20 protein-coding genes and 1 pseudogene are annotated in these 22,898 nt (G+C 43.4%); 10 read left to right on the top strand and 11 right to left on the bottom strand.

The window, feature by feature from the left end:
- The first annotated feature begins 768 nt into the window (after window positions 1–768).
- The 4 genes and pseudogenes from PseudUWO310_RS14185 to PseudUWO310_RS23955 all read left to right on the top strand — a co-directional run.
- Window positions 769–1,377, top strand: a complete 609-nt coding sequence (locus PseudUWO310_RS14185) for a cysteine hydrolase (protein ID WP_142602335.1) — start codon at window positions 769–771, stop codon at window positions 1,375–1,377.
- A gap of 11 nt (window positions 1,378–1,388) precedes the next feature.
- Window positions 1,389–2,798 (top strand): ATP-binding protein, encoded by a 1,410-nt coding sequence (locus tag PseudUWO310_RS14180; RefSeq protein ID WP_223805669.1) that lies wholly within the window; start codon window positions 1,389–1,391, stop codon window positions 2,796–2,798.
- A 172-nt stretch (window positions 2,799–2,970) separates the two neighbouring features.
- A complete protein-coding gene (gene miaA / locus PseudUWO310_RS14175; protein WP_142602331.1) occupies window positions 2,971–3,894 on the top strand; it encodes a tRNA (adenosine(37)-N6)-dimethylallyltransferase MiaA in 924 nt (307 codons plus the stop codon).
- Window positions 3,895–3,940: 46 nt separating this feature from the next.
- A pseudogene (locus PseudUWO310_RS23955) lies at window positions 3,941–4,105 on the top strand (IS1 family transposase); the annotation flags it as partial.
- 116 nt (window positions 4,106–4,221) lie between these two features.
- Here PseudUWO310_RS23955 and PseudUWO310_RS14170 read toward each other — a convergent pair.
- The 6 genes from PseudUWO310_RS14170 to prfB all read right to left on the bottom strand — a co-directional run bounded on the left by PseudUWO310_RS14170 (window position 4,222) and on the right by prfB (window position 11,749).
- Window positions 4,222–6,606 (bottom strand): secretin N-terminal domain-containing protein, encoded by a 2,385-nt coding sequence (locus tag PseudUWO310_RS14170; RefSeq protein ID WP_190316031.1) that lies wholly within the window; start codon window positions 6,604–6,606, stop codon window positions 4,222–4,224.
- A gap of 270 nt (window positions 6,607–6,876) precedes the next feature.
- Window positions 6,877–7,635, bottom strand: a complete 759-nt coding sequence (locus PseudUWO310_RS14165; protein ID WP_142602328.1) for a hypothetical protein — start codon at window positions 7,633–7,635, stop codon at window positions 6,877–6,879.
- 1 nt (window position 7,636) lies between these two features.
- The gene (locus PseudUWO310_RS14160; protein ID WP_142602326.1) at window positions 7,637–8,341 is read right to left on the bottom strand and encodes a PilN domain-containing protein; all 705 of its coding nucleotides are present in this window, start codon (window positions 8,339–8,341) and stop codon (window positions 7,637–7,639) included.
- 10 nt (window positions 8,342–8,351) lie between these two features.
- A complete protein-coding gene (gene pilM, locus PseudUWO310_RS14155; RefSeq protein ID WP_009626276.1) occupies window positions 8,352–9,461 on the bottom strand; it encodes a type IV pilus biogenesis protein PilM in 1,110 nt (369 codons plus the stop codon).
- A 376-nt stretch (window positions 9,462–9,837) separates the two neighbouring features.
- Complete coding sequence (locus PseudUWO310_RS14150) at window positions 9,838–10,407, bottom strand: DUF4168 domain-containing protein (protein ID WP_142602324.1); 570 nt, start codon at window positions 10,405–10,407, stop codon at window positions 9,838–9,840.
- Between the two features lie 234 nt (window positions 10,408–10,641).
- Window positions 10,642–11,749, bottom strand: a protein-coding gene (prfB, locus tag PseudUWO310_RS14145; protein ID WP_142602322.1) for a peptide chain release factor 2 whose coding sequence is annotated in 2 segments (ribosomal slippage) — window positions 10,642–11,676 and window positions 11,678–11,749 — 1,107 coding nt in all. Because the reading frame shifts where the segments join, the coding sequence is not laid out codon by codon here.
- Window positions 11,750–12,105: 356 nt separating this feature from the next.
- On the opposite strand from prfB, the gene PseudUWO310_RS14140 reads away from it, so the two are divergent.
- The 4 genes from PseudUWO310_RS14140 (at window position 12,106) to csaB (ending at window position 15,344) form a co-directional block, all read left to right on the top strand.
- Window positions 12,106–12,483, top strand: a complete 378-nt coding sequence (locus tag PseudUWO310_RS14140; RefSeq protein WP_190316030.1) for an FHA domain-containing protein — start codon at window positions 12,106–12,108, stop codon at window positions 12,481–12,483.
- Between the two features lie 189 nt (window positions 12,484–12,672).
- Window positions 12,673–13,020, top strand: coding sequence for an FHA domain-containing protein (locus tag PseudUWO310_RS14135; RefSeq protein WP_009626272.1), 348 nt, complete (start codon window positions 12,673–12,675; stop codon window positions 13,018–13,020).
- Window positions 13,021–13,520: 500 nt separating this feature from the next.
- Window positions 13,521–14,009, top strand: coding sequence for a hypothetical protein (locus PseudUWO310_RS14130; protein ID WP_142602317.1), 489 nt, complete (start codon window positions 13,521–13,523; stop codon window positions 14,007–14,009).
- Between the two features lie 291 nt (window positions 14,010–14,300).
- On the top strand, window positions 14,301–15,344 hold the full coding sequence (gene csaB, locus PseudUWO310_RS14125) for a polysaccharide pyruvyl transferase CsaB (RefSeq protein WP_142602315.1): 1,044 nt from the start codon (window positions 14,301–14,303) through the stop codon (window positions 15,342–15,344).
- Window positions 15,345–15,476: 132 nt separating this feature from the next.
- Here csaB and uvrA read toward each other — a convergent pair whose 3' ends face one another.
- On the bottom strand, window positions 15,477–18,338 hold the full coding sequence (gene uvrA / locus PseudUWO310_RS14120; protein ID WP_142602313.1) for an excinuclease ABC subunit UvrA: 2,862 nt from the start codon (window positions 18,336–18,338) through the stop codon (window positions 15,477–15,479).
- A gap of 351 nt (window positions 18,339–18,689) precedes the next feature.
- On the opposite strand from uvrA, the gene PseudUWO310_RS14115 reads away from it, so the two are divergent.
- Together PseudUWO310_RS14115 and PseudUWO310_RS14110 are read left to right on the top strand one after the other, a co-directional pair.
- Window positions 18,690–19,100 (top strand): rubredoxin, encoded by a 411-nt coding sequence (locus PseudUWO310_RS14115; protein ID WP_142602311.1) that lies wholly within the window; start codon window positions 18,690–18,692, stop codon window positions 19,098–19,100.
- A gap of 70 nt (window positions 19,101–19,170) precedes the next feature.
- Window positions 19,171–20,175 carry a photosynthesis system II assembly factor Ycf48 gene (locus tag PseudUWO310_RS14110; RefSeq protein ID WP_142602308.1) on the top strand — a complete coding sequence of 335 codons (1,005 nt, stop codon included), beginning with the start codon at window positions 19,171–19,173 and terminating at the stop codon, window positions 20,173–20,175.
- A gap of 54 nt (window positions 20,176–20,229) precedes the next feature.
- Here the strand turns inward: PseudUWO310_RS14110 and PseudUWO310_RS14105 are convergent, their stop codons facing one another.
- The 4 genes from PseudUWO310_RS14105 to PseudUWO310_RS14090 form a co-directional block, all read right to left on the bottom strand.
- Entirely contained in the window at window positions 20,230–20,826 is a 597-nt protein-coding gene (locus PseudUWO310_RS14105; RefSeq protein WP_142602364.1) for a lysophospholipid acyltransferase family protein, read from the bottom strand.
- Window positions 20,827–20,962: 136 nt separating this feature from the next.
- Complete coding sequence (locus tag PseudUWO310_RS14100) at window positions 20,963–21,607, bottom strand: nuclease-related domain-containing protein (protein WP_142602306.1); 645 nt, start codon at window positions 21,605–21,607, stop codon at window positions 20,963–20,965.
- Between the two features lie 67 nt (window positions 21,608–21,674).
- Window positions 21,675–21,965, bottom strand: coding sequence for a BolA family protein (locus PseudUWO310_RS14095; RefSeq protein ID WP_055077705.1), 291 nt, complete (start codon window positions 21,963–21,965; stop codon window positions 21,675–21,677).
- A 43-nt stretch (window positions 21,966–22,008) separates the two neighbouring features.
- Window positions 22,009–22,722, bottom strand: a complete 714-nt coding sequence (locus tag PseudUWO310_RS14090) for a ribonuclease H-like domain-containing protein (protein ID WP_009626315.1) — start codon at window positions 22,720–22,722, stop codon at window positions 22,009–22,011.
- Between the last annotated feature and the right edge of the window lie 176 nt (window positions 22,723–22,898).

Below are 22,898 nucleotides of genomic sequence, written 5' to 3'. Positions count from 1 at the left end.
TTTATAGCTGCCGCCAACTGTATCAGGACATAAAACCCCAAAGAGAGTTGCCGCGCGGAGCGCGGCAACTCTCTTTGGGGTTTTGATTTTGTCCTAACAAAACTGGCGGCAGCTATAATACCAATTCCCAAAAGTGTGGCTACACTTTTGGGAATTGAAACCCAAACTCAGTAAGGGGTTTAAAATCACAAAATGGCAACGCCATTTTGTGATTTGGTATAGGAGAGTGAGTTCTTGCCAAAAAATATTTAAGATTGCCATGCATGGCAATCTTATAGCTGCCGCCTGTACTAGGACATAAACCCCAAGAATTGACTGGCGGCGCTTTGCGCCGCCAGTCAATTCTTGGGGTTTGATTTGTCCTAAGTCAAGTGACTGTAGCTATAAATCAAAAGGTGAGGGGCGGCGCAAATCGCCGCCCCTCACCTTTTGATTTTTATGTCTTGATAAATTTGGCAATAGCTATATCTGATTTAACTTTTATTTATAATTTATCGACACACTATTTGTTATTATCTTGTTTCTAAGGTGGACTTTTATTCTCATTAGATTTGAGATATTTCTTGGCGTAGCCAGACGAATTAAATATAAAAATCATAGCCTGTATTGTATACCACACTTGGACTACAGGATACATTTCTATTTTAGAACTATACATAGGGATTTAGACAAATCAGATAAAATACTGATTGATATACTTCATAAACTGGGTAAAATAATTTATGTTTCTTAAAGTCTGTATACAATATTTTTTGGCTAGAAGTATATATGAATGCCCACAATACAGCCTTACTGCTGATCGGTTTTCAAAATGACTATTTTGCTCCTAACGGAATTCTGCATGGCATTGTTGAAGAGTCTTCTAAAGTTACAAATGTATTATCTAATACAATTCATCTATTAGATTGTTTGGAAACCACTTCAGTATTGATTGTAGAAACACCGATCTTCTTTACTTCTAGTTATGAAGAAATGGTTGACCCAATTGGCATTCTCAAAACAATTAAAGAGGTGGGAGCATTTCAAGGAGGAACGGAAGGCTCGAAAACTATTGAAGAGTTGAATCGGTTTAAACATCGGATTTTGCGTGTTCCAGGAAAACGCGGTTTTAACGCCTTTGTTAATACCAATCTAAACGAAATTCTGCAACAACATGCGATCGAAAATATCGTTTTGGCGGGAACTGTTACCTCAGTTTGTATTGATTCCACGGGACGTTCCGCGCATGAACAAGGATATCAGGTTACAATCCTTTCTGATTGCACCTCCGCAAGAACTGTATTTGAGCAGTCATTCTATTGCGAAAATATTTTTCCTCTGTATGCTAATGTCGTCACTCACACTGAGCTTTTGAGCCAGCTTGCCCTTAGCCCATGAACCCTGATGAGATGACAAACGAACTGAATACACAAATTCATTATCGCTTGATTGAAAAACTCTCGGAATCAGAGCGACGTTATCGAGAGTTAGTTGAAAGCTTAAGAGAGATCGTTTTTAAGTGCGATCCATCGGGCTGTTTTACCTTTCTCAATCGAGCTTGGACTGAGACTTTGGGGTATAACATTGCTGAATCTCTCTCTCAACCGCTTTCTAATTTTCTGGCTCCAGAAGATTTGGCGCGGGGGCAACAGTTGCTCGATCAATTACAAAAGCAACAGGTGGTGATTGGTCAAGAATTACGGTTTCAACATCAATCGGGAGTGATTGTCTGGCTAGAACTATCGGCTTATTCTAGCAATCAGAGCGAGGGGGGGGGCTCCTTAACGAATATTACCGATCGTAAGCTTGCCGAAGCCGCTTTGCAAGAAGTCAATGAGGTTCTAGAAATACGTGTGGAACAGCGCACAGCCGAATTAAAAAAGGCTTTGCAAGATTTACATCGGACGCAGACTCAATTGGTACAGAACGAAAAAATGTCTAGTTTGGGGCAACTGGTGGCTGGGGTTGCCCATGAAATTAACAATCCCGTTAATTTTATTCACGGCAATCTAACTTACGCTACGCAATACGTTTCGGATTTGCTCAAGGCGATCGCTTTGTATCAACAGCATAGTACGGGGATCGCTGATGAGGTTAGGGCAGAGTTAGAGGGACTGGATTTAGATTTTTTAACGCAGGATCTCACGAAGTTATTGACATCCATGAAGGTTGGCTCCGATCGCATTCGTCAAATTGTGTTGTCCTTGCGTAATTTTTCGCGATTAGATGAAGCTGAATTTAAAGCTGTCAATATTCATGAGGGAATTGACAGCACGTTAATGATTTTGCAACATCGTCTTAAGGATCAAAATAACCAAAATCATAATGCTGGTATTCAAGTGATTAAACAGTATGACAAGCTCCCGATGGTGGAGTGTTATGCTGGGCAACTGAATCAGGTATTTATGAATTTGTTGACCAATGCGATCGATGCCCTCGAAGAGTTATCCTGCATTGTTACCAAGAATCTTGGGAAGGAAACTACTCATAGCAAGCCCCAGCGAGCAGACTGGCGACCGACCATTACCATTGTTACCGAATTAAAAGAAGCCGATCCTTTGCTTGGTCTAGCTGTGGTGATAATTCGCATTAAGGATAACGGTGTGGGTATGGCTCAAGAGGTCATAGATCGCATTTTTGAACCATTTTTTACGACAAAGCCCGTTGGCAAAGGGACGGGGATGGGGTTGTCCATCAGTTACCAAATTATTACCGAAAGGCATGGTGGGATTCTCCGATGCCTATCGACCGTAGGGCAAGGAACGGAGTTTTTGATTCAGATTCCTATTTCCCAATCTAGTATTTCTCAATGGTCCTAAGCTATAGTCAGTAATAGTAGACGAATAGAGAGTGGCGGCGCAAAGCGCCGCCACTCTCTATTCGGTTTTATGTCCTGATACAGTTGGCGGCAGCTATAATTCACAAAAGTGTTGTCACACTTTCGTGAATCGGTATTACGGGGTTTGTTTTTTAATTCAAAGAACTAAAATCATGGATCGTGCGGGGTTAATCGTCATTTTGGGGGCTACGGCTACGGGTAAAACTAGTTTGGCGATCGCTCTTGCGAAATATCTAAACGCTCCCATCCTAAGCGCTGACTCCCGCCAAGTTTATCGTGAGCTAGATATTGGTACTGCAAAGCCGACAATGGAGGAACGTCAAGGTGTTCCCCATTATTTGATTGATATTATTAATCCTGATCAAACTCTGACCCTTGCTGATTATCAAGATCAAGCACAAACTTTAATTGCTAAATTTCATACCGAAGGTGTTACGCCCATCTTAGTTGGTGGTTCAGGGTTATATATCAAGGCAATTACCGCAGGGCTAAAAATCCCCCATGTGCCGCCGCAACCTGATCTGCGATCGCAATTTGAACAATTAGGACAGCACTATTGCTATCAAGTTTTGCAACAGGTTGATCCTGTGGGGGCTAACAAAATTCATGCTAACGATCAAGTTAGAACTGTGCGATCGCTAGAGGTTTTTTACGTAACAGGCAAACCTTTATCAGCGCAACAGGGTGAGCAACCGCCTGATTATCCGATCGTGCAGATTGGATTGGATTGCGAAGATCTGGATGCTTATCGGAAATTAGTAGGCGATCGCACGGAGCAAATGCTAGATCGGGGATGGCTCGATGAGATTTGTCATGTGCAAAGGTGCTATGGAGAAGATTTACCGCTTTTAAAAACTCTGGGCTATGCGGAAATGTCGGATTATTTATCCCATAAAATCGATCTAGAAACTGCCAAATCCCTTACAGTGACGCATACCTGTCAGTTTGCAAAACGTCAGCGCACATGGTTTCGTGGTTCGGGTAATGGCGACTTGCCGATTAATTGGTTGCGATCGGGCAGTACTTGGGAAGATGCGATCGCAATTCATAATCGGGCGTTGCATAATGAAGTATGAGTTGCAGTAAAAGAGATGATAATGTCCAAAGTGTGGGTCGGAACACATACGCAAGAATAGAACTAAGCAAGGAAAACAAAACCATATCTGTGTCGAATATGGTCGCCAATTTATAGAATCTAGTGAACAAACCAAGTCTTATCCAGAAGCCACCAAACAGGCTTGTCTGAAGATGTATCTCAATGGCATGGAATTTTGGGCTATAGAGAGATTTATGTGAGTACATCACAGCAATCCACTTAGCCAAAGCATAAGTTTCCAATAAAAAAGCCTCGACACAAACTGTCAAGGCTGGAAAGAAGTGTAAATTATGAAAATGGATGAAGCCTATTGACTCTTACGAAGATTGCTATCAATAACCTTTTGGACTTCTGGTCCTGGTTGATAGGTGTAACCCCAATTAGCATTTTGACTATCGTCAATGATACGAGGCGTTACTATAATAATTACTTCATTACGAACGTTTTGATTACTTTCTTGACGGAACAATGCACCAATAATCGGCAGATCGCCTAAAAACGGCACTTTAGTCAAGGTTTGACGATCCGAATCTCGAATGATTCCCGATAGCACGAGTGTTTGACCATCCCTAACCCGAATCTGCCCAGAATTAAGTGTCCGTTTAGAGATTAATCCTTGGGAAGTTTGAATACCCAGTACCGTTCCTAATTGCTGTGTTGAAACTAGAGCACTGACACTAGGTGACACGGCAAAGTTAATAAACCCATTGTCGTCAACCCGCGCAACATTAAGATTGAGAGTCAGTCCAACTGGCGTAGTAGTTACGGTTTGAGTTGGGAAGTTTTGAGTTGTAGTACCAGAGGTAATCGTAGTAATAGTAACAGTATTGGCTGTTACCACATCTTCGGTGAGCGCAACCGTTGCCGTTTCTCCTTCTTGGACAGTTAGGGTTGGGTCAGTGATAACCTTAGCATTTCCACTGACTATGCGAGCACTGAGAGAGCCAAATAGTCGCTGTGGGGATGTAAGAATTGATGGGGTGCCCGTGGTGTCGTTAAAATTTAATCCCAACACGCCAACCGCAGAAGAAATTGCCGCGCCCGTTCCACTTCCATCCGTATTACTTGCATTAAAGGAAAGAGACGAACCAATGGTTTGATTCTTATCGAGGTTTACTTCGACAACCTTCACGTTAACAGCAACTTGACGTTTACGTAAATCCAACCGAGCAAGTTGGGCTTCGGCAAATTCAATTTGTTTGGGACTTCCAATCAAAGTTAGCGAGTTACCACGTTCTTCAGCTATAACTTGCAAACCCTTTAAAAGGGATGATGTACTAGAATCTGCAGGGACTGTAATTGTCTCTAGCGTTGGAATTGATTCAGTAGGGATATTTACTACTGTAGCCGCCGAAGCAGTTCCTACCGTTGCTGTTTGCGCTCCAGGGATTGGGCGTTGGCGGTTGACGATCCGAGAAGCTCCTAAACCAATTAAGTAAGCAGAAGCTTCACCAACGGTGATTTGATTGAGACGATAGTTTTTAGTGACTAGATTTTTGAGGGTTACAGGAAGTTTGGTAGCAACAAAAATAGTGTTCCCGATGCGATTGGCATCTAGCCCTGTAATCCTCAATACATTATTGAAAACATCTTGAGCCGTTTCATTCTCAATGGAAAGGCTAACAGGTTGCTTGAGTCCACCACCGGTACCAGTGGTGGCAGTTGCGCCAGCAGTAGATGAAGCAGATGCAGCAGCTTCAGCAGAAACAACACTTAGCCCCGCAACACGACCGATCAAATTCAAAACTTCAATTGCAGGAGCCTCCCGCAAAGTAATTCTCGGTACGCGCTCGGCAGTACCAAGATCGACGATATCAGGACGAAGTTTGGCGGAAGATGTCGCAATATCTCCAACAGGAGGGGTCTTGAGTTGACGGAAGGGGGGAACTACACCGGGAACGCGACCTTGCAATTGCGGTGTGACTGGATTTGTGACAGGGGGAGGAGCTGAATTTGGTGCATTGCTTTGGGCTACGCGAGTCTTCCCATCAGCATCGGTAACGGTGATCTTCGGTTCAAATAAAGGTTTTCCTAAAGAGGCGGAATTCACAGATGAATTCTGAGCAGTGAGCACCTTGGTAGAATCATTGGAAGTTTGCGAATTTACGACTCCAGATTCTGGAGAATTAGCTGCAGAGATTGAGCTAACCTGATTTGCTGAAGGTTGCATTTCTAAGCTAAATACCAAACTATCACCATTATCTTGGCGTTTGATTAGCTCCTTAAGAGTTTCTGGATCGTTAGCAGTGACCCGTATTTGTACTTTGTTAGCGGCATACTGGGTTGCCTCGATCGCCGCAATTCCTGGAGCGGGATTTGTCTTGGCATAGCTAGCATTTCCATTACCCAATTGCAGTTGAGCCCCATTGAGTAAAGCTACCCAAGATTTTCCCTGCTTTGTATAGGTAACCTTTGGGCGATCGCTGCTGGCAAAATTTACCGTGAGGTCTAGGCGATCGCCTGAGACATTGGTATTGATATCGGTGATACGGCTAGCCACCGCCGCAACATCGGTTGAATTTGCTGAAATAGAGCTTTGGGGCGTAGTTTGAGATTGGCTCGGCGCGATCAACAATAACTGGGGGCAACTTGCCGCAATTAGAAACCAGCAAGCCCAAGACTTTCTATTCAGTTTCACATTCAACCTATCATTCAGTTTCATATTCAGCTTCACATTCAACTTCGCATTCATAATTACACTCCTCATGCTCCTTACGGAACTCAATACGCTTAATCTTTAGTAGTAGACCTGTAAAAAATTGAACATGCCCTAAAGGAATGACACAACTAAGACAGAATTGACGCGATTATGGGTCGAGATTATACCATACTAAGTCAATTTTGAATCAAAAAAATAATAGACTTGAACAGCAAATATTAAATAATTGCGATTATTGGATGATATTCCCTGTTTTTGGGAACAAAGTCGCGATCTTTATCGGTGTTGATTCTCAGCAAATTGTTATTTTTTAGGAGGTGTCGCAGCGGCCGCAGCAGCTGCAGCCTTTAGCTCGGCTTCCGTTTTAGGCACGAAAGCTTGTAAGGTGAAGTCTGCACCAATGAGTGGAGGCAAGATATCTAGAATTTCTTTTTCTTTGCCCGCTGCGATCGGGCGTGAGAATTTGAAGTTTGCAACTGGAAGGGGTTTTTTGGTCAATTTCAAGTCCTTTATAACTAGTAATGGTTTGAGGCGCTCAATTTTTTGAATGGTACTCAATACATCTTCAAATTTGCCATCAAATCCAATCGTAAAGGAATAAGAATCGTACTGTGCGCCCGGAACAGATGCCGAAGGTTGAAAGGTCCGCATTGTTCCCGCTAATTCATAGGAAAGATTTGGGGGTAGCGCGATCACAATTGTCTCAGGAATCTGTCCTTGGATATCGCGAATTAAGGTGTCAATATTGTCTACATTAGGCAAAAGCGACAGTACAAATTTGTTTTGTTGATTGGCTGCTTCAATTTTTTGAGCGATATTGCCCTTACTAGCTACCTGACCTTCTAAGGTCTTAATTGCATCTTTTTTGGTGTCGATATTTTTCTGGGCAGATTGCACCTGATCCCAGATAGGCATGACGTAGCTAGTAGCTACATAGGCAGCAAGGGCAACCCCACCAACTCCCATCAATATCCCTAAAATCTTTGATGTAAAAGTGATCCCAAATAAAGTAAGACCACCGCCACCACCTTCAATTCCTGAAGCGGATCCAACATTTGCCATTTTATTTGATTACTCCCTGTTGCTTTAATAGATTGACCCTGGTAATTAATCCATCAGCTCCGGCCTTTTGGAGTGTTGGCAATATTTCCGATGGGCTTTTGCTAGTAACTGCTGTTTGAATCTGAAAATTGACCAAGTTAAATTTCTCAGAGTTTCCTTGCTGCAAGGTTGACGATAGAAGCTTTGTCTGTTTATCGTCTAGCAAGGGGGAGGCTTTGAGTAACAATAGAAAGTCGTTTAGCTCGTTATAACTAGTCGTCTTCCCACTGAGAGTAATTGTTGTTGATGCAGGAGCTTGGGGAGTTGCGGCGGCTGAAGTTTGAGTAATGGAATCTACTTGTACCGTAATTGGCGTGCGTTTTCTGATGTCATCGGTAATAGCACTGACGGGTAAATTACCCACAAATAGATTGACAAGCTCGCCTGTTCTGCCTTGAATTGCCTTTAATTGATCTTCTTGGGTTTTCAGAGCGGCAATTTTGCTGTTTAGGGCAGTTTCTTTTGCGGTTAAAGATGAAAGCTCCTGTTGAACTCCTTCATTGGTACTATTGAGAACGAAAAAAGCACCGCCCACAATGGCAAGAGAAACAGCCGCGACTGCACCACCATAGATTAAAAACTGTGAATCAGCTATCGGTGTACGTTCCACCGCTTGTGCTTCTTCAGCAATGCGATCGCTTAGAAAATTAATATCAAGTGTATACATAACAATTATTTTAAACCTCCCTCAAACCTAGACCTAGAGCGACAGATAACGCCATACGTTCCTGAACGGGTATATCACTGTCAACAGTTACACCTACCGCAGTAAGTGGATCGACAGCGCTAGCCGCAATACCAAGTCTTTGGCTAAAAAACTCATTTAACTGCCCAATACAAGCGCCAGGACCAGCGATTAGTAACTGCACGACATCTGAACCAGGAGACTGACTAGTATAAAAATCGATGGATCGTCTTAGCTCGTCGGAGAGATCGCCAATCACCCGCATAATCGCAGCATCACCAGGAGTGTTGCCACCACCAGCTAAACTTGCCGTATCCATAGACTGCACAGGCACAACTGTCGAACTCAACATTTCCATATCCGTCGTCCTTCGAGGAGGAAGGTTAATGGCACGTAACTGGGCATTCTGAATTTGCGCCGTACCAATGGGGAAGGTGCGCGAGAACTGAGGAACTCCATCAACGGTTACGGTGATTTCGGTTGCTTCATACTCAATGTCAACGATCGCTACAGCTTCCGCCAAGGTACTAAATCTTGCTAACTCATTATGCATGGCACGAATGAGTGCAAAACTGCTAACTTCCACGATGTCAACTTGGAGTTGGGCGATCTCTAACGCTTGGATATAGCTATCTGTTACCTCTTTAGGTGTTGCCACCATCAAGATTTCAATACGCTCAATACCATCATCATCTAGAGAAGTGCCGAGCTTTTGATAATCTACATCCGCATCTTCACGGGGAAAAGGCAAATATAGACTAGCTTCTTGATTGAGAACCATTTCGCGCAATTCGAGGTCGGGAATTTCCGCAGGCAAACGGATCAAGCGACTCACAGTCTCGCGACCAGGTAGAGCTGTCGCTACTTTCTTAACCTTTATTTTTTTGTCTGCTAGCAAACTGCGAATAACTTCTCCCAGCGCTACAGGATCGAGAATGCGTCCCTCTTCAACAGTTCCTTCAGGAAGCTCGACGCTACCATACGTCACTAGCTTGTAAGAAGACTGCCCCTTGCGGCGCAATTGAACTAGGTTTACTTTCTCGGAAGTAATTTCAATTCCGATACCTTTTTTAGACTTTCCGCCAAATTTTAAGCCGAACATAAGCGTGTCTTTATGAGTTTTGTAGCTTTTGTAGCACTGGGCATACTAAACAATGGAGGGATTATAGACTGTAAGTGACCATTGTCAATAGGACAAGAAAAAATAATCATGACTATCGTCGAGGATGGATCGTTTTGCCCTTAATTAACCCTGTTTCTTATAGACGATTTTGTCCGTTTTAGCAAATTATCCAAAAAATATAAAAACAAAAGTAGAGTGGTGGCGCGAAGCGCCACCACTCTACTTTTGTTTTTTACAGTAATTTTCGAGCAAAAGAACCACAAGAAAGCTTTTGAAAGTGTTGCGAAGCAACACTTTCAAAAGCTTTCTTGATTTAGATTTGAGCGCAAAGAGTTGTATGTCCTAATGATCGCCGTTATTTATTGCCCCGTAGCTGCACCTGTTGGTCTTGAATCACGCTCCTGAGATTAGGATTTTGCATCTGTTCGAGGGTGATTTGGTTAAATTCTTTATTGGTAAAGCCATAACGACAAATTGCCTCTTCGCTATAGCTGCGTAACTCGGCGCAGAGCGATCGCAAAAATTCTGGAGGATTAGCCAGATCGCAGACTTTAGTTTGTTGAGACTCCGCAAGATTGACAACATTCCCCCAATCAGGATTACTCTTTGCCGTTCGGAAAATTTCTAATCGTTTGTTTTCGATCGCATTCGCTGCGGCCGCATAGCGCGTGAGATGGTCGTCACCGATGGTGACTTTCGTAAGAAAATTCTGAAGAGAAGACGGCTTGACGCAGGTCTGCGCCGAGGCAAAAAAACGATCACCAAAAATTGGCTCGGCGATCGCGCCGACCACAATACATAACCCTAAGAGGCTAATTTGACCTAATTTCTGGCTTAATCTCTGGCTTGATTTTAGCCGACTGGAGCCAGATTCCCTTAAATCAACTGATAAATCAACCAATCGTCTCTGAGGTTTACTATTCATAATCAATCGCCAAAAAATACTAAGGACGTAACGTACAAATTTTGTTTAGGATGGTTGCTTACTTTTGGTGTTTCTCTAAGTACCTCAGCATAATTAAAATCCAGATCTAAAACCTGCGGCGTACGCGCAGCGTGCGCCGCAGGTTTTAGTTTTTTGGAGTTAATTAAGCCCACTTACTTAAAACTAAAAGTAAGCAACCATCCGATTAAACATTTAACCCTTAAAAATATTGACTCAAACGGGCTGATTTTGTTGCCGCAAATATGACTGAATGAATGGTTCAAGATCGCCATCCATTACATTTTGAATATTTGTCGTTTCTTCTCCTGTGCGTAAATCCTTGACTAATTGGTAAGGATGAAACACATAGTTGCGAATTTGGTTGCCCCAAGCCGCTTCCACCATATCGCCACGAATATCAGCTATTTTCTGAGCACGTTGCTCTTGGGCAATAATTAACAACTTCGCCTTAAGCAATCGCATGGCATTTTCCTTGTTTTGCAATTGCGATCGCTCTTGCGTACAGCGTACTGAGATTCCCGTCGGCAAATGGGTAATTCGTACCGCCGTTTCTACCTTGTTCACATTTTGACCACCTTTGCCACCTGCTCGCGTCGTGGTAATTTCTAATTCCTTGGGATCGATATCGAGATCGACATCCTCCTCCAGTAACGGCATTACTTCTACACCAGCAAAACTAGTTTGGCGCTTGTCATTGGCATTAAATGGTGAAATCCTGACAAGGCGATGCGTACCTTTTTCAGGAGCAAGATAGCCATAGGCATAGCGTCCGTGCACCAGCAAAGTTACTGACTTGATGCCTGCTTCTTCTCCCTCGGAGATCTCGGAAATCTCCACTTTGTAACCTTGTGACTCACAAAAGCGGGTATACATGCGTAGGAGCATTTCTGTCCAGTCTTGAGAATCAGTCCCCCCTGCACCAGCGTTAATCGTTAAAACTGCGTCGTATTTATCGTATGTCCCCGCTAGTAACTGCTCTAAATCCCAGCGATCCATTTCTTGCAGTAGTTGAGTCAGACCTTGTTTTGCTTCATTAGCTAGGGCTGGATCGTCTTCAAGGGCAAGTAATTCAGCGATCGCCTCTAGATTTTCAATGGTTTGTCGCCAGCTCGCGAATTTTTCAAGATAGGACTTGAGGGCATCTAACTCCCTCATCGTTTTTTGTGCTTGATCGCTATTTCCCCAAAATTCTGGTTGTGCGGCAGTTTGTTCGAGGTCGCTAATTTTTGCTGCGATCGCAGGTACGTCAAAGATAGTCCTGAGCAATGCTCAGGCGCTGGGATAAAATCTGGGTTTGGCGGGCAATTTCGGTAATGTCCACTAAAATAGTTCTCCAAGGTAGCTTGTTTCAAATGAGTATTGTATAGCAAGCAAGGTAAGCGGCTGCTGCTCATTCTTACAGCTCATTCCCTTAAGAATGGGCAGACTGCTCATTCTTAAGAGGCTTCCCACGACCCATCGATCCAGATTAAGGTAAGTAGCTAGGCATAAGTAAACTTAAAAACTAGAGAGCATACCGCCCGCGCAGCGGGCGGTATGCTCTCTAGTTTTGGTTTTTAATTATGCCGAACTACTTAAACGCACAAACCATTAGTGCAGTAATATTTAGTGCTATTTAAGGTAGATGATGCGAATTGATGCTCAAGCTGACTTAGATAAGTAGCAATGGTAAAAATTATGTCAAGTACAATTCATGAAGAATCAGAAATCAGCGTCAATATTTCCTGTAACCACACTCTAGTGGTAACTGACAATTGCGGAACTCGTAAAATGATCCTAGTTGAAGATCAATACACAATTGGTCGTGAACCTGATAATCATGTGTGTCTTGACTCTGACTTTGTGTCTAGGTATCATGCCGTCTTGAGGAAAGTGCGTCACCGTAATCGTCCAGATAGTTATCGAATTATTGATGGTAGTGCATCGGGCAAACGCAGCAAGAATGGAATTATCCTTAACGCACTACATAAAATTTCTTCTCACACTTTGCAAGATGGTGATATTGTCACTTTTGCCCCCGAAGTACATATTTTGTATTTAGCACCTAGATGGTAGATACCAGACCTCATTTAAATTTCATGTCAGCCGACCGCAGCTAGGGGCATATGGCTAAATTTCGATCTAAAAAAACTATAATCCTATCCTATTTGTAGGTTAAAGTAGCGTGAGATTAAATCAAATGCCTACCAATAACATATACTTTTCGCTAGTACAGCGATATCTACTTCTTTTTTGGGTGAGCTAATGAGCGCAACACACGTTAGTCACACGCTATTAATCACAGATGCGAGAGGTAGTAGAAAACTCGCACTTGATGGTTTAAAGTACACGATTGGGCGGGATGTGAATAATAATATCCAACTTTATTCACGATTTGTGTCCCGTCAACATGCTGTGTTGCTTAGGGTTCCTGGGGAAGGGGGACGATATCAGTATCGAATTATTGACGGGGATCTCTCTGGTAAGCCGAGTGTCAATGGGGTGATTATTAATCATCATATGAAGGTTGCCTCTTCCTACGATTTGTGTAATGGCGATGTGATTACGCTTGCGCCAAATGTCGAATTAACCTATCTCAGCAGCCCAACGTAAAGTTCAACAAAAAAACAGTAAGGTTTTAAGATTGCCAAAATGGCGCTGCCATTTTGGCAATCTTAAAACCTTACTGGATTTAGTTTTTAATTCACTGAAGTGTTAGCTCACTTTAGTGAATTGTTATTATACCAATTTCCAAAATGGCAACGCCATTTTAGAAATCCTAAAATCTTACTGGTTATGGTTTTTAATTCACTGAAGTGTTGGCTTACTTTAGTGAATTGGTATAACTCAGCAGAGAATGGCGGCGCAAAGCGCCGCCATTCTCTAATTTTAGTTTTCTATTTTCATGTTTTTGCAGACATTTTTGCAGATGATTTCTAGTGCATGAATTTTCGAGCTTGATGAAACAATAAGAGCCAGTAAACCCGCAATTTGGCTGATAACAAATTGCGATCGCCCCAATTTTTGATTTTATGGGAACCCATCGCTCAGAAAGGCTTTCCACGAAAATCTAGGGGTTCACCTCAGTGCACAGCGCTGGAATTGCAGCATATATGGCAATTGTTTTATCTAATCAAGAAGACATAGATTTGCTGCTCATTTTAGTAAAAGTAGCGATCGCCTTGGGCGCAGTTGCAAGCGCTCTGTTAATCCTGTTTTGGTTTCGTCTTAAAAATCTGGAGAAGAGGTTATATCTGCATCGCAAGCAACTCAAGGCGAGAGCAGTTCGCCAGTTACCTGCAAAAACAGGTTTAAATCCCACGCCTTACCGCACCAAGGAAAGTCCCTCTATGGGCAAGAAGCGGTTATCTCAAACCCAAGTTTATCTGCCGACTCCTAATTCTAAAAACCCAAAAAAATCACTTAAGCGCTCAAAAAGCTCTTATTTGCATTGGTTATTACCGATCGCGATCGCTAGTATTACAGGCATAGCGATCGCCTTGATCCAGTTGGGGAATAATTCGATTTTTGCCGACTATACCACGCTCATTTGGTTTGTAATTGGTGTGGGATTGGTAGTCGGAGCGACTTACGCACTCTAGCTTATAGCAATTGCCGATCAAACGAACCACAAGGAAATTTTTAAAAGCGTTGCTCTGCAACGCTTTTAAAAATTTCCTTGGTTTGGGTTTGAGTTCAAAGCACTGTAAGTAGCGGCGGTTGGTGTCGCCACGCATCTTTTAGATAAAATTATTATGTTTAAAATATTATGTTTGAAAAAGTAAGGCAGAACTCTGTTCTGCCTTACTTTTTTAAGTGCGAAACGGTACAAATACGCGACAATGGGATGTTGAGACTAGGGCAAACCAGCTAAAAATATTGGGCAGAATTCTATGCGGCGTGCGGTTTTATGTGGATATTATGGGATGGGTAATGGTGGTGATGAAGCTCTGCTTGCCACCCTATTGCAAATGTTGCCTGATGATGTCCAACCGCTAGTATTATCGGCAAATCCTAAGGCTACGGAAAATTTACACCAAGTAGAAGCAAGCGATCGCTATTCGGTGTTTGGGTTGCTGAGCGTCCTCAGTCGATCGGATTTGTTCGTATGGGGAGGGGGGAGCTTGATGCAGGATGCCACAAGTGCCAGAAATCCGATTTATTATGGCGGTTTGATGGGGCTAGCGCAGGGCATGGGTTTACAAACGATCGCTTGGGCGCAGGGAGTTGGTCCTCTTCAGCGCAAGTTAAGTAAATGGATTGCTAAACGAGCTTTTCAGGGCTGTAAATCCATATCTGTACGCGATCGTCAATCGGCCCTCTTGCTAGCGGACTGGGAAGTTAACAGCATTGTTGCACCCGATCCTGTATGGGCTCTAGAGGCAGAGCCGATGAATATATATCGAGACTTAGCTACACCCAAGGTGGCGGTAGTATTGCGATCGCATCCAATGCTGACCTCTTGTCGGCTGGCGACCATTACGGAGGCTCTCCAATTAATACAGCAGCAAACCAATGCAAATCTTTTGCTAATTCCATTTCAACCAACCCAAGACAAAGCGATCGCCCAAGCAATTTGTGATGCCCTCAACGATAAATTTCCAAAACGCAGCCAAATCATCATTCAAAAAGATCCGCGTAAACTGAAGGGGATCTTCCGTGGTGTAGATTTAACGATCGCGATGCGATTGCATGGATTGATCATGGCAGCCTCGGAGGGCTGTCATTGCTCGGCAATTAGCTACGATCCAAAAGTTTCTTATCTTATGGAAAATTTGGGTATTTCAGGTTGGGAATTGGCGGATTTGCCTGATGATGCGCGAACAATAGCGGATATCTGGATTAGGGATTTAGAACATAAAAATGAAGCGATCGCCCAGCGGGTTTGTCAACTCAAACAAGATGTACTACTTCATAAAAAAATATTAAGTAGCTAGGCATAATTAATATCAATTCCCAAAAGTGTTGTCACACTTTTGGGAATTGGTATAAAGGAAGGTTTTGAGATTCCCAAAATGGCAACGCCATTTTGGGAGACTGAGAATCAAACCCAAAAGCTTGTGCCCAACCTAGGTACTGCGAGGATATTCTGCTAAAACTTGCTTGAGATATTTGCCTGTATAGGAGCTTTTGACTTTAGCAACCTGTTCGGGCGTTCCTTCGGCGATGATTTTACCACCGCGATCGCCTCCTTCGGGACCAAGATCGACGATCCAATCCGCACAACGAATCACATCAAGATTATGCTCAATGGTAATGATGCTATTACCCTTATCCACCAGACGTTGCATCACATCCAGTAGCTTATGTACATCATAGAAACTCAAGCCCGTAGTTGGCTCATCGATGAGATAGAGGGTTTTACCCGTAGCCCTGCGAGCTAGTTCGGTCGCGAGTTTCACCCGTTGGGCTTCACCACCTGATAATGTTGGCGCAGATTGTCCTAAGCGGACATAGCCCAAACCCACATCCACCAACATTCCCAATTTGGTATGTGCTGAGGGAATATTCTCAAAAAAGTGCATCGCTTCTTCGATGGTCATATCAAGAACATCAGCGATCGTCTTTTCCTTGTATTTAACCTGTAAAGTTTCCCGATTGTACCTTGCTCCTTTACACACATCACACTGTACGTAGACATCAGGCAAGAAGTTCATCGAAATCACATTGACTCCCTGCCCCGAACAGGCTTCACAACGTCCTCCCTTGACATTAAAGGAAAATTGTCCCGCTTTATAGCCTCTGGTTTTCGCCGCAGTGGTCAGGGCAAAGGTTTCCCGAATGACATCAAAAAGCCCCGTATAGGTGGCAGGATTGGAGCGAGGGGTACGTCCGATTGGCGATTGGTCAATGACGATGAATTTATCAAGGGCTTGAAGTCCTTTCACTTCTCCCACACCAATGGGAACTGGGATTTTACGGGAGAAATGATGGTCGAGAGAATTATGGAGTAGGTCATTAATGAGAGTAGATTTCCCCGAACCTGATACACCTGTAATACAAACGAGTTTTCCTAAGGGAAGTTTAACGTTGATATGTTGGAGATTATTGAGATGGGCATCACAAATTTCCAGATATTTGCCATTGCCCTTACGTCGTTCTGCGGGGGTATAAATTTGCTTTTTTTTGGATAGGTAAGCGCCTGTAAGCGATTCAGGATGCTCCTCAATATCCTTGACGCTGCCTTGGGCGACCACTCTCCCACCATGCACTCCTGCGCCAGGACCAATATCGACTAGATAATCCGCAGCCCGAATTGTTTCCTCATCATGCTCGACTACGATCAATGTATTTCCAAGATCGCGCAGTTTTGTTAAAGTTGCCAGAAGTCTGGAATTATCGCGTTGGTGCAGCCCAATGCTCGGCTCGTCCAGTACGTAGAGAACGCCTGTTAAACCTGAACCAATTTGTGTGGCTAAGCGGATGCGCTGAGCTTCACCGCCAGAGAGCGACATGGTGGAGCGATCGAGGGTGAGATAGTCTAAGCCGACATCGAGAAGGAATTGTAATCTCGCTCCGATTTCCTGTAACACCCGATCGCCAATTTGTCGCGTACGCGCATCGAGTTCTAAATTTTTGAGGCGATCGCGACAAGTGCCAATGGGAACCGAGACAAACTCAATAATGTTATAACCACCCACCCGCACGGCAAGGGACTCAGGCTTGAGGCGAGTTCCATCACAGGTCGAGCAGTTCTGCTCGATTAGATAATTTTCTAGCTTCTGTTTTTGTGATTCGCCTGCTTCCTTATATTGCTGTTCGAGGATGGAGATTGCTCCTTCATAACGCTTGTAATAGCCCTCAGTTCGCTCGCGATAAAGTGAGTCGGGTTTAATTAAAATCTTTTCGGTCGTGCCATAGAGAATAATGTCAATCTGTGATTGGGATAGATTTTCCCAAGGTGTAGTAATTTCAAAACCTGCGTATTCACCGACACTTGCGAGTAGGGAAATGTAATAGGTGTGGGTTTTGTCTGCCCAAGGGGCGATCGCCGCATAAACGGGCAGAGAGGGATCGGGAACCAATAGTTCGGGATTAAAGGTTTTGATGCTACCTAATCCATGACATGCAGGACAAGCCCCATAGGGAGAATTAAAAGAGAACATCCTTGGAGATAGTTCTTCCATTACTGCGCCATGTTCGGGACAGGCAAAGTTTTCGGAAAATGTGAGTAGGTTGCTGCCTTGATCCTGATGGGAGTCTGTCCGATCAAGAATCTCTACCATGGCAATTCCTTCGGCACGTTTCAAGCATGTGGCGAGAGAATCGGTCAACCGTTCTTGGATATCGCCTTTGCGAACTAGGCGATCGACGACAATTTCAATATCGTGGAGCTTATTTTTTTCCAGTTCGATATTGTCGCTGAGTTCGCGGACTTCTCCATCAATACGCACTCGTCCGAAACCTTCCGATGCCAAACTCGCTAGTAATTTCTTATGGGTTCCTTTTTTGCCGCGAATTACGGGGGCGAGTAATTGGAATCGGGTACGATCGCTTAATTCCATGATCGAGTCCACCATCCGATCGATGGTCTGTGGCGCTATATTGCGATCGCAAATGGGACAATGCGGCGAACCTGCCCGACCAAACAGCAAGCGCAGGTAATCGTAAATCTCGGTAACCGTGCCAACGGTGGATCGCGGATTATGGGAAGTGGATTTTTGGTCTATGGAAATCGCAGGACTCAATCCCTCAATGTAGTCTACATCAGGCTTATCGACCTGTCCGAGAAACTGTCGAGCATAGGCACTCAGGGACTCAACATAGCGGCGTTGTCCCTCGGCAAATATTGTGTCAAAGGCGAGCGATGACTTGCCCGAACCAGACACACCTGTAAACACGATTAGGCGATCGCGCGGAATCGTCAGATCGACATTCTTAAGATTGTGCTGTCTTGCACCCTTAACTTGAATATGAGTATGGTCTGGCATTCGAGCGCGATTTATACTTGTTAGCGTAAAGATTTGTTACTAGTGTATGCGATCGCCGTAATATTTGTGGGCTTTGACGATGGTGGATTAGCCCTTTGGGTATGACAATTGCCCTCGTTTCATATAGCTGTCGCCAAGTATATTAGGGCATAAACCCCAAGACTTGAATGGCGGCGCGAAGCGCCGCCATTCAAGTCTTGGGGTTTGATTTTTCCTCATTCAAGTGACTGTAGCTATACAGGCGATAAAGGCAAAGATTGTTTGAAACACAAGGTCGGGAAAGATATGTCAAAAAGATGTAATAATTTGTAACAGAATTACCAAGCGATCGCTTTACGGGCGATCAAATTTATGGAACCCGAATTAACCAATGCGGCAGCCGAAAACATAGAAATAGCCAATACTGAAGTAAATACCGAAGTAAATACGCCAGACATACCAGATATAAAAGAGGAACTACATCGGCATGAATGTGGCGTATGTGGCTACATATACGAACCATCCGTAGGTGATCCTAAACGAAATATTCCTAATGGCACAGCCTTTGAAGACATTCCTAACGATTGGCGTTGTCCCGTTTGCAATACCAAGAAAAAAGCATTTGCCGATATTGGCGTTGCTGCCAAACCCTCTGGCTTTACCGAAAACCTAGGCTATGGATTTGGGGTAAATACCCTCACTCCAGGACAAAAAAATTTATTGATCTTTGGGTCGCTGGCGCTAGCGGTCATTTTCTTCATTAGTCTTTACGCCCTCGATTAATTCACTCTCCTTTAGCATAGTTTCTTACAAATTTCTTACCAATTCTTTTGCAAATTTTCTATAGATTTTTATGAATAAAAGCATAAAACGCTTGCTTACTTCTCTATCCCTCTGCCTATTCCTAATTTGCGGCGGATTATTGGGCATGGGAATGCCAATTGCCTCAGCCAACCATGGCAATTGGCATAAGGTCGATCTCCCAGTGGCGATTACACCCCTCGATCTTTGGTTTGACAAAAACGATCTCGATCACGGTTGGTTAGTTGGTACTGAGGCAACCCTGCTCGAATCAATCGATGGTGGCAAAACTTGGGAAGAGCGCAAACTCGATCTCGGCGACAGCATTTATCGCTTCTCCTCGATTAGTTTCTCTGGCAAAGAGGGCTGGATTACAGGACAGCCCTCCCTCTTGCTCCACACCACCGATGGCGGTAAATCTTGGTCACGGATCGGACTTAGCTCCAAGTTACCTGGTGATCCCTTTGCGATCGTCGCGCAAGGTAAAAACTCAGCGGAAATGGTCACAGATTTAGGGGCGATCTATTCCACACAAGATGCAGGACAGAACTGGAAAGCTTTAGTAACGCAAGCCGTAGGTAATGCTCGCAATCTCAACCGTAGCGCCGATGGTCGTTATGTTGCGATATCGGCAAATGGTAATTTTTATTCGACATGGCAACCTGGAGATGTAACTTGGATTCAACATAATCGCAATAGCTCCCGTCGGGTACAGAACATGGGTTATACCCCCGATAACCGTCTATGGATGTTAAATCGTGGCGGTCAAGTTCAGTTTAGTGAAGTTGGCGAATTTGACAAGTGGGAGAAAAAGCAAACTCCCCGTGAAGGCGGTGGCTTTGGTCTATTGGATCTCGCCTATCAAGATGAAAATAATGTTTGGATTTCGGGTGGTAGCTCTCGCTTGATCCATAGCGAAGATGGTGGCAAGACATGGAAGCGCGATCGCTCGGCGGCAAATGTCGGTGCGAACCTCTATCAGGTTTACTTCTTCTCCCACGATCGCGGTTTCGTCATTGGGCAAAATGGCACATTACTAGCCTATTCCCCCGACTAAATACCAAAACCCTCAAGTAGAAAATGGCGGCGCGAAGCGCCGCCATTTTCTGCTTTATCGCCCTAGGGCATGGAGGGCATTAATGGCATCCGCACATTTTTGGGTATAGGCTTCAAGGGTAGCGCGATCGCTAGAATCAGGTGCGGGAATTAACTCGCCGATCCTAACGGTGACGGGTTGAAATAACTTGGGAAATTTTGCCCCCTTCGGAAAAATCGTCTCTGTTCCCCAAACGCTGACGGGTAAAAACGGCGCTTTTGTTTTAGCGGCAATCATCGCCGCACCAAGTTTGGGATCGGTGATCTTTCCATCTAGAGTCCTTGTACCTTGCAAAAAAATCCCCGTTGCCCAGCCCTTATTAATTGAATCGATCGCCGATCTAATGGCAGCGCGATCGCCTGCCCCCCGCTTGACGGGATATGCTCCAAAAGCTTGAATTGCTTGGCTGATCACGGGGATGGTAAACAACTCCTCCTTTGCCATAAATGCCACGGGGCGACCCATACAGCTCCCCACAATTAACGGATCGAAGTCACTAGCATGGTTACTAACCACGATAAGATTGCTAGTTAGGGGTACATTTTCTGCACCATAGATTTTCTCTTGATAAAACAAGTGTAATAGCGGTCTAACTACAATCCACTTAAACATCTTGTAAAGGATCGGGTTGCCACCCTTATCGGTTTCATCTTTGTTGGTGCTTGTAGGGGCTATATTGTTTTCCATTAACCAATCTTCCGCAATATTATTTCTTAAACTTAGTATGTATTTGGTACATTCTCTACTTTTAACCTAGAGATTGCAAAAGTGAGATCAATTTTGCTTTTTCTACTACATATACGTTTTGCAATTTACCAGACTGAATTGCAACGCTTGCCTTTGAAAATGCCAATATTGGAGTCACAAAATTTAAATCTTTATGCTTTCTTACCTGTAAAGCCTGCCTCATTACTTGTACAAGAAAATCCTTCTCAAAGTGATATTTGTGATTCCCCATATACCTATATAGCTTTCCTCCATCGGCTACAACTCTACCTTTATGGGATTTCACATCGATAGCATAGAATTTTCCTCTTGGGGAAACACAAAAAATGTCAACATCGCTTAATGTATTCCCCAGACGAATACCATACTCAATTTGCCATCCATCTTTTTCTAGCTGAGCGAGCAATCGAGCAATATCTTCTTCACCTTCAGCTCCCCGATCAGCAAGATTGGCTCTCTGCCACAGCGAAGTGCCCTTAAAGATTAACCATAAAGCAACAGCTATGAAAAACAAATAAAAAATTGGGGGAAAGCTAAAGTTTAGTATTACTAAAAATGCTAGAAAAAATGTAAAAAATGCAGAAATAAAATACCCAGAGGATTTTATACGTCTAGTTAAAGCTAGTTCGCGGATATTCTGTCCAGCTTGACGATTGATTTTCGGCATAGTTATAAATCTAATTATTGCTATCCCCTACGAAATCCCCCCAAATTAATTATTCAAGGTGTTGGTGTTAATTATCGAGCTGACTCCATTGTTCAAGGGTATAGGTTTTAAGAGATAGCGCATGAATTGTTGTTTGCATTTGATCTTCTAAGGCAGCATAGACCATTCGATGCTGCTGCATCATGGTTTTACCCGTAAAGCCTGAAGCCACAACGATCGCATCGTAATGACCGCTACCTACAGGTGCATTCATCCGTCCTTGATGGTGTTTGTGGAGATCGCTGCGATCTTCGATTTCAACGACGGTTGCACCGATCTTTTCTTGCAAAATAGCTTTTATTGTGGATGCGACATTCATACTTTGACAATGGTAAATTACTAAGTGTATTAGGGATATTTTGCTAATGGGAAGGTCTTTGTAAGGCTGCCCCCTGTCGCGAACGGATGCGTTGTTCCGATCGCGGATCGATCTTAAGATTAATTGTCTGGTGTTTATGGCGATCGATTAAGGGAAATTGCGTTTGCCAGTTGCTAATAATATGAAAATAATTTTCGGCATCTTCTAAACAATACTCATAGATTTCATTAAGAATTGTTTCATATCCCTTTTCCTTACGTAATACTTTAATTCCATTACGAAAAACATAATATCCCTTAATTCTTTTATAGATAGGAATCCCTAAATAAGCAAACAGATTGTTTAATCCTTGATTGAGATCGGTGCGCTGACTGGTTCTTTGCAGGTCGAGGATTCTAATATTATCTACTTTAGGGATAAAGTCTAAAGCATCAATTCTTTGCCTTAAACAAAACATATCGCTTGTTGAAAGCCCGTAACCAACAAAATACTTTCCCTGCAAACTATGTAAGTCATTTAAAATATCTTGAATTATCCGCTTTTCTTGAGTGCTCGATTCAATAAATTGAATTTTGATATATTGTTCGTTGCTATCTTCTAAAATACGGGTAAGCGTATAACCAAATATTTTCTGTACCGATCCATTCTTTTGAAAATCGCGACACCATTCTAAGTCTAGAAAAACAAGATCGTACAGCGATCCATCATAGAAGTTGTTTGTACATTGACTCGGAAGCTTGAGTTCCCTTTTATACATAGAGTTTGGCTCAGAGATGGGCTAGAGGAGAGCTAGCAAGTAGATTACTACTACATTTACCTATACATCGTAATGGTAATGTTCAGTTTGTGATCGCTAATTTGGCGATCGCATCATTAAGAAAGAGCAAAGAAAGAGCAAAGAAAGAACAAAAAAAGAGCAAAAAAAGAGCCGAA

Source organism: Pseudanabaena sp. UWO310 (genome assembly GCF_006861605.1).
In the GTDB taxonomy this organism is placed as follows: domain Bacteria; phylum Cyanobacteriota; class Cyanobacteriia; order Pseudanabaenales; family Pseudanabaenaceae; genus Pseudanabaena.
The sequence above is the reverse complement of the archived record's forward strand: the minus strand, read 5'-3'. Positions and strand labels throughout refer to the sequence as shown.

What these genes read in the sequence shown, in the direction of transcription:
- PseudUWO310_RS14185 (WP_142602335.1), top strand. Translation starts at nt 769, where the DNA reads ATGAATGCCCACAATACAGCCTTACTGCTGATCGGTTTTCAAAATGAC.
- PseudUWO310_RS14180 (WP_223805669.1), top strand. Translation starts at nt 1,389, where the DNA reads ATGACAAACGAACTGAATACACAAATTCATTATCGCTTGATTGAAAAA.
- miaA (WP_142602331.1), top strand. Translation starts at nt 2,971, where the DNA reads ATGGATCGTGCGGGGTTAATCGTCATTTTGGGGGCTACGGCTACGGGT.
- PseudUWO310_RS14170 (WP_190316031.1), bottom strand. Translation starts at nt 6,606, where the DNA reads ATGAATGCGAAGTTGAATGTGAAGCTGAATATGAAACTGAATGATAGG.
- PseudUWO310_RS14165 (WP_142602328.1), bottom strand. Translation starts at nt 7,635, where the DNA reads ATGGCAAATGTTGGATCCGCTTCAGGAATTGAAGGTGGTGGCGGTGGT.
- PseudUWO310_RS14160 (WP_142602326.1), bottom strand. Translation starts at nt 8,341, where the DNA reads ATGTATACACTTGATATTAATTTTCTAAGCGATCGCATTGCTGAAGAA.
- pilM (WP_009626276.1), bottom strand. Translation starts at nt 9,461, where the DNA reads ATGTTCGGCTTAAAATTTGGCGGAAAGTCTAAAAAAGGTATCGGAATT.
- PseudUWO310_RS14150 (WP_142602324.1), bottom strand. Translation starts at nt 10,407, where the DNA reads ATGAATAGTAAACCTCAGAGACGATTGGTTGATTTATCAGTTGATTTA.
- PseudUWO310_RS14140 (WP_190316030.1), top strand. Translation starts at nt 12,106, where the DNA reads ATGTCAAGTACAATTCATGAAGAATCAGAAATCAGCGTCAATATTTCC.
- PseudUWO310_RS14135 (WP_009626272.1), top strand. Translation starts at nt 12,673, where the DNA reads ATGAGCGCAACACACGTTAGTCACACGCTATTAATCACAGATGCGAGA.
- PseudUWO310_RS14130 (WP_142602317.1), top strand. Translation starts at nt 13,521, where the DNA reads ATGGCAATTGTTTTATCTAATCAAGAAGACATAGATTTGCTGCTCATT.
- csaB (WP_142602315.1), top strand. Translation starts at nt 14,301, where the DNA reads ATGCGGCGTGCGGTTTTATGTGGATATTATGGGATGGGTAATGGTGGT.
- uvrA (WP_142602313.1), bottom strand. Translation starts at nt 18,338, where the DNA reads ATGCCAGACCATACTCATATTCAAGTTAAGGGTGCAAGACAGCACAAT.
- PseudUWO310_RS14115 (WP_142602311.1), top strand. Translation starts at nt 18,690, where the DNA reads ATGGAACCCGAATTAACCAATGCGGCAGCCGAAAACATAGAAATAGCC.
- PseudUWO310_RS14110 (WP_142602308.1), top strand. Translation starts at nt 19,171, where the DNA reads ATGAATAAAAGCATAAAACGCTTGCTTACTTCTCTATCCCTCTGCCTA.
- PseudUWO310_RS14105 (WP_142602364.1), bottom strand. Translation starts at nt 20,826, where the DNA reads ATGTTTAAGTGGATTGTAGTTAGACCGCTATTACACTTGTTTTATCAA.
- PseudUWO310_RS14100 (WP_142602306.1), bottom strand. Translation starts at nt 21,607, where the DNA reads ATGCCGAAAATCAATCGTCAAGCTGGACAGAATATCCGCGAACTAGCT.
- PseudUWO310_RS14095 (WP_055077705.1), bottom strand. Translation starts at nt 21,965, where the DNA reads ATGAATGTCGCATCCACAATAAAAGCTATTTTGCAAGAAAAGATCGGT.
- PseudUWO310_RS14090 (WP_009626315.1), bottom strand. Translation starts at nt 22,722, where the DNA reads ATGTATAAAAGGGAACTCAAGCTTCCGAGTCAATGTACAAACAACTTC.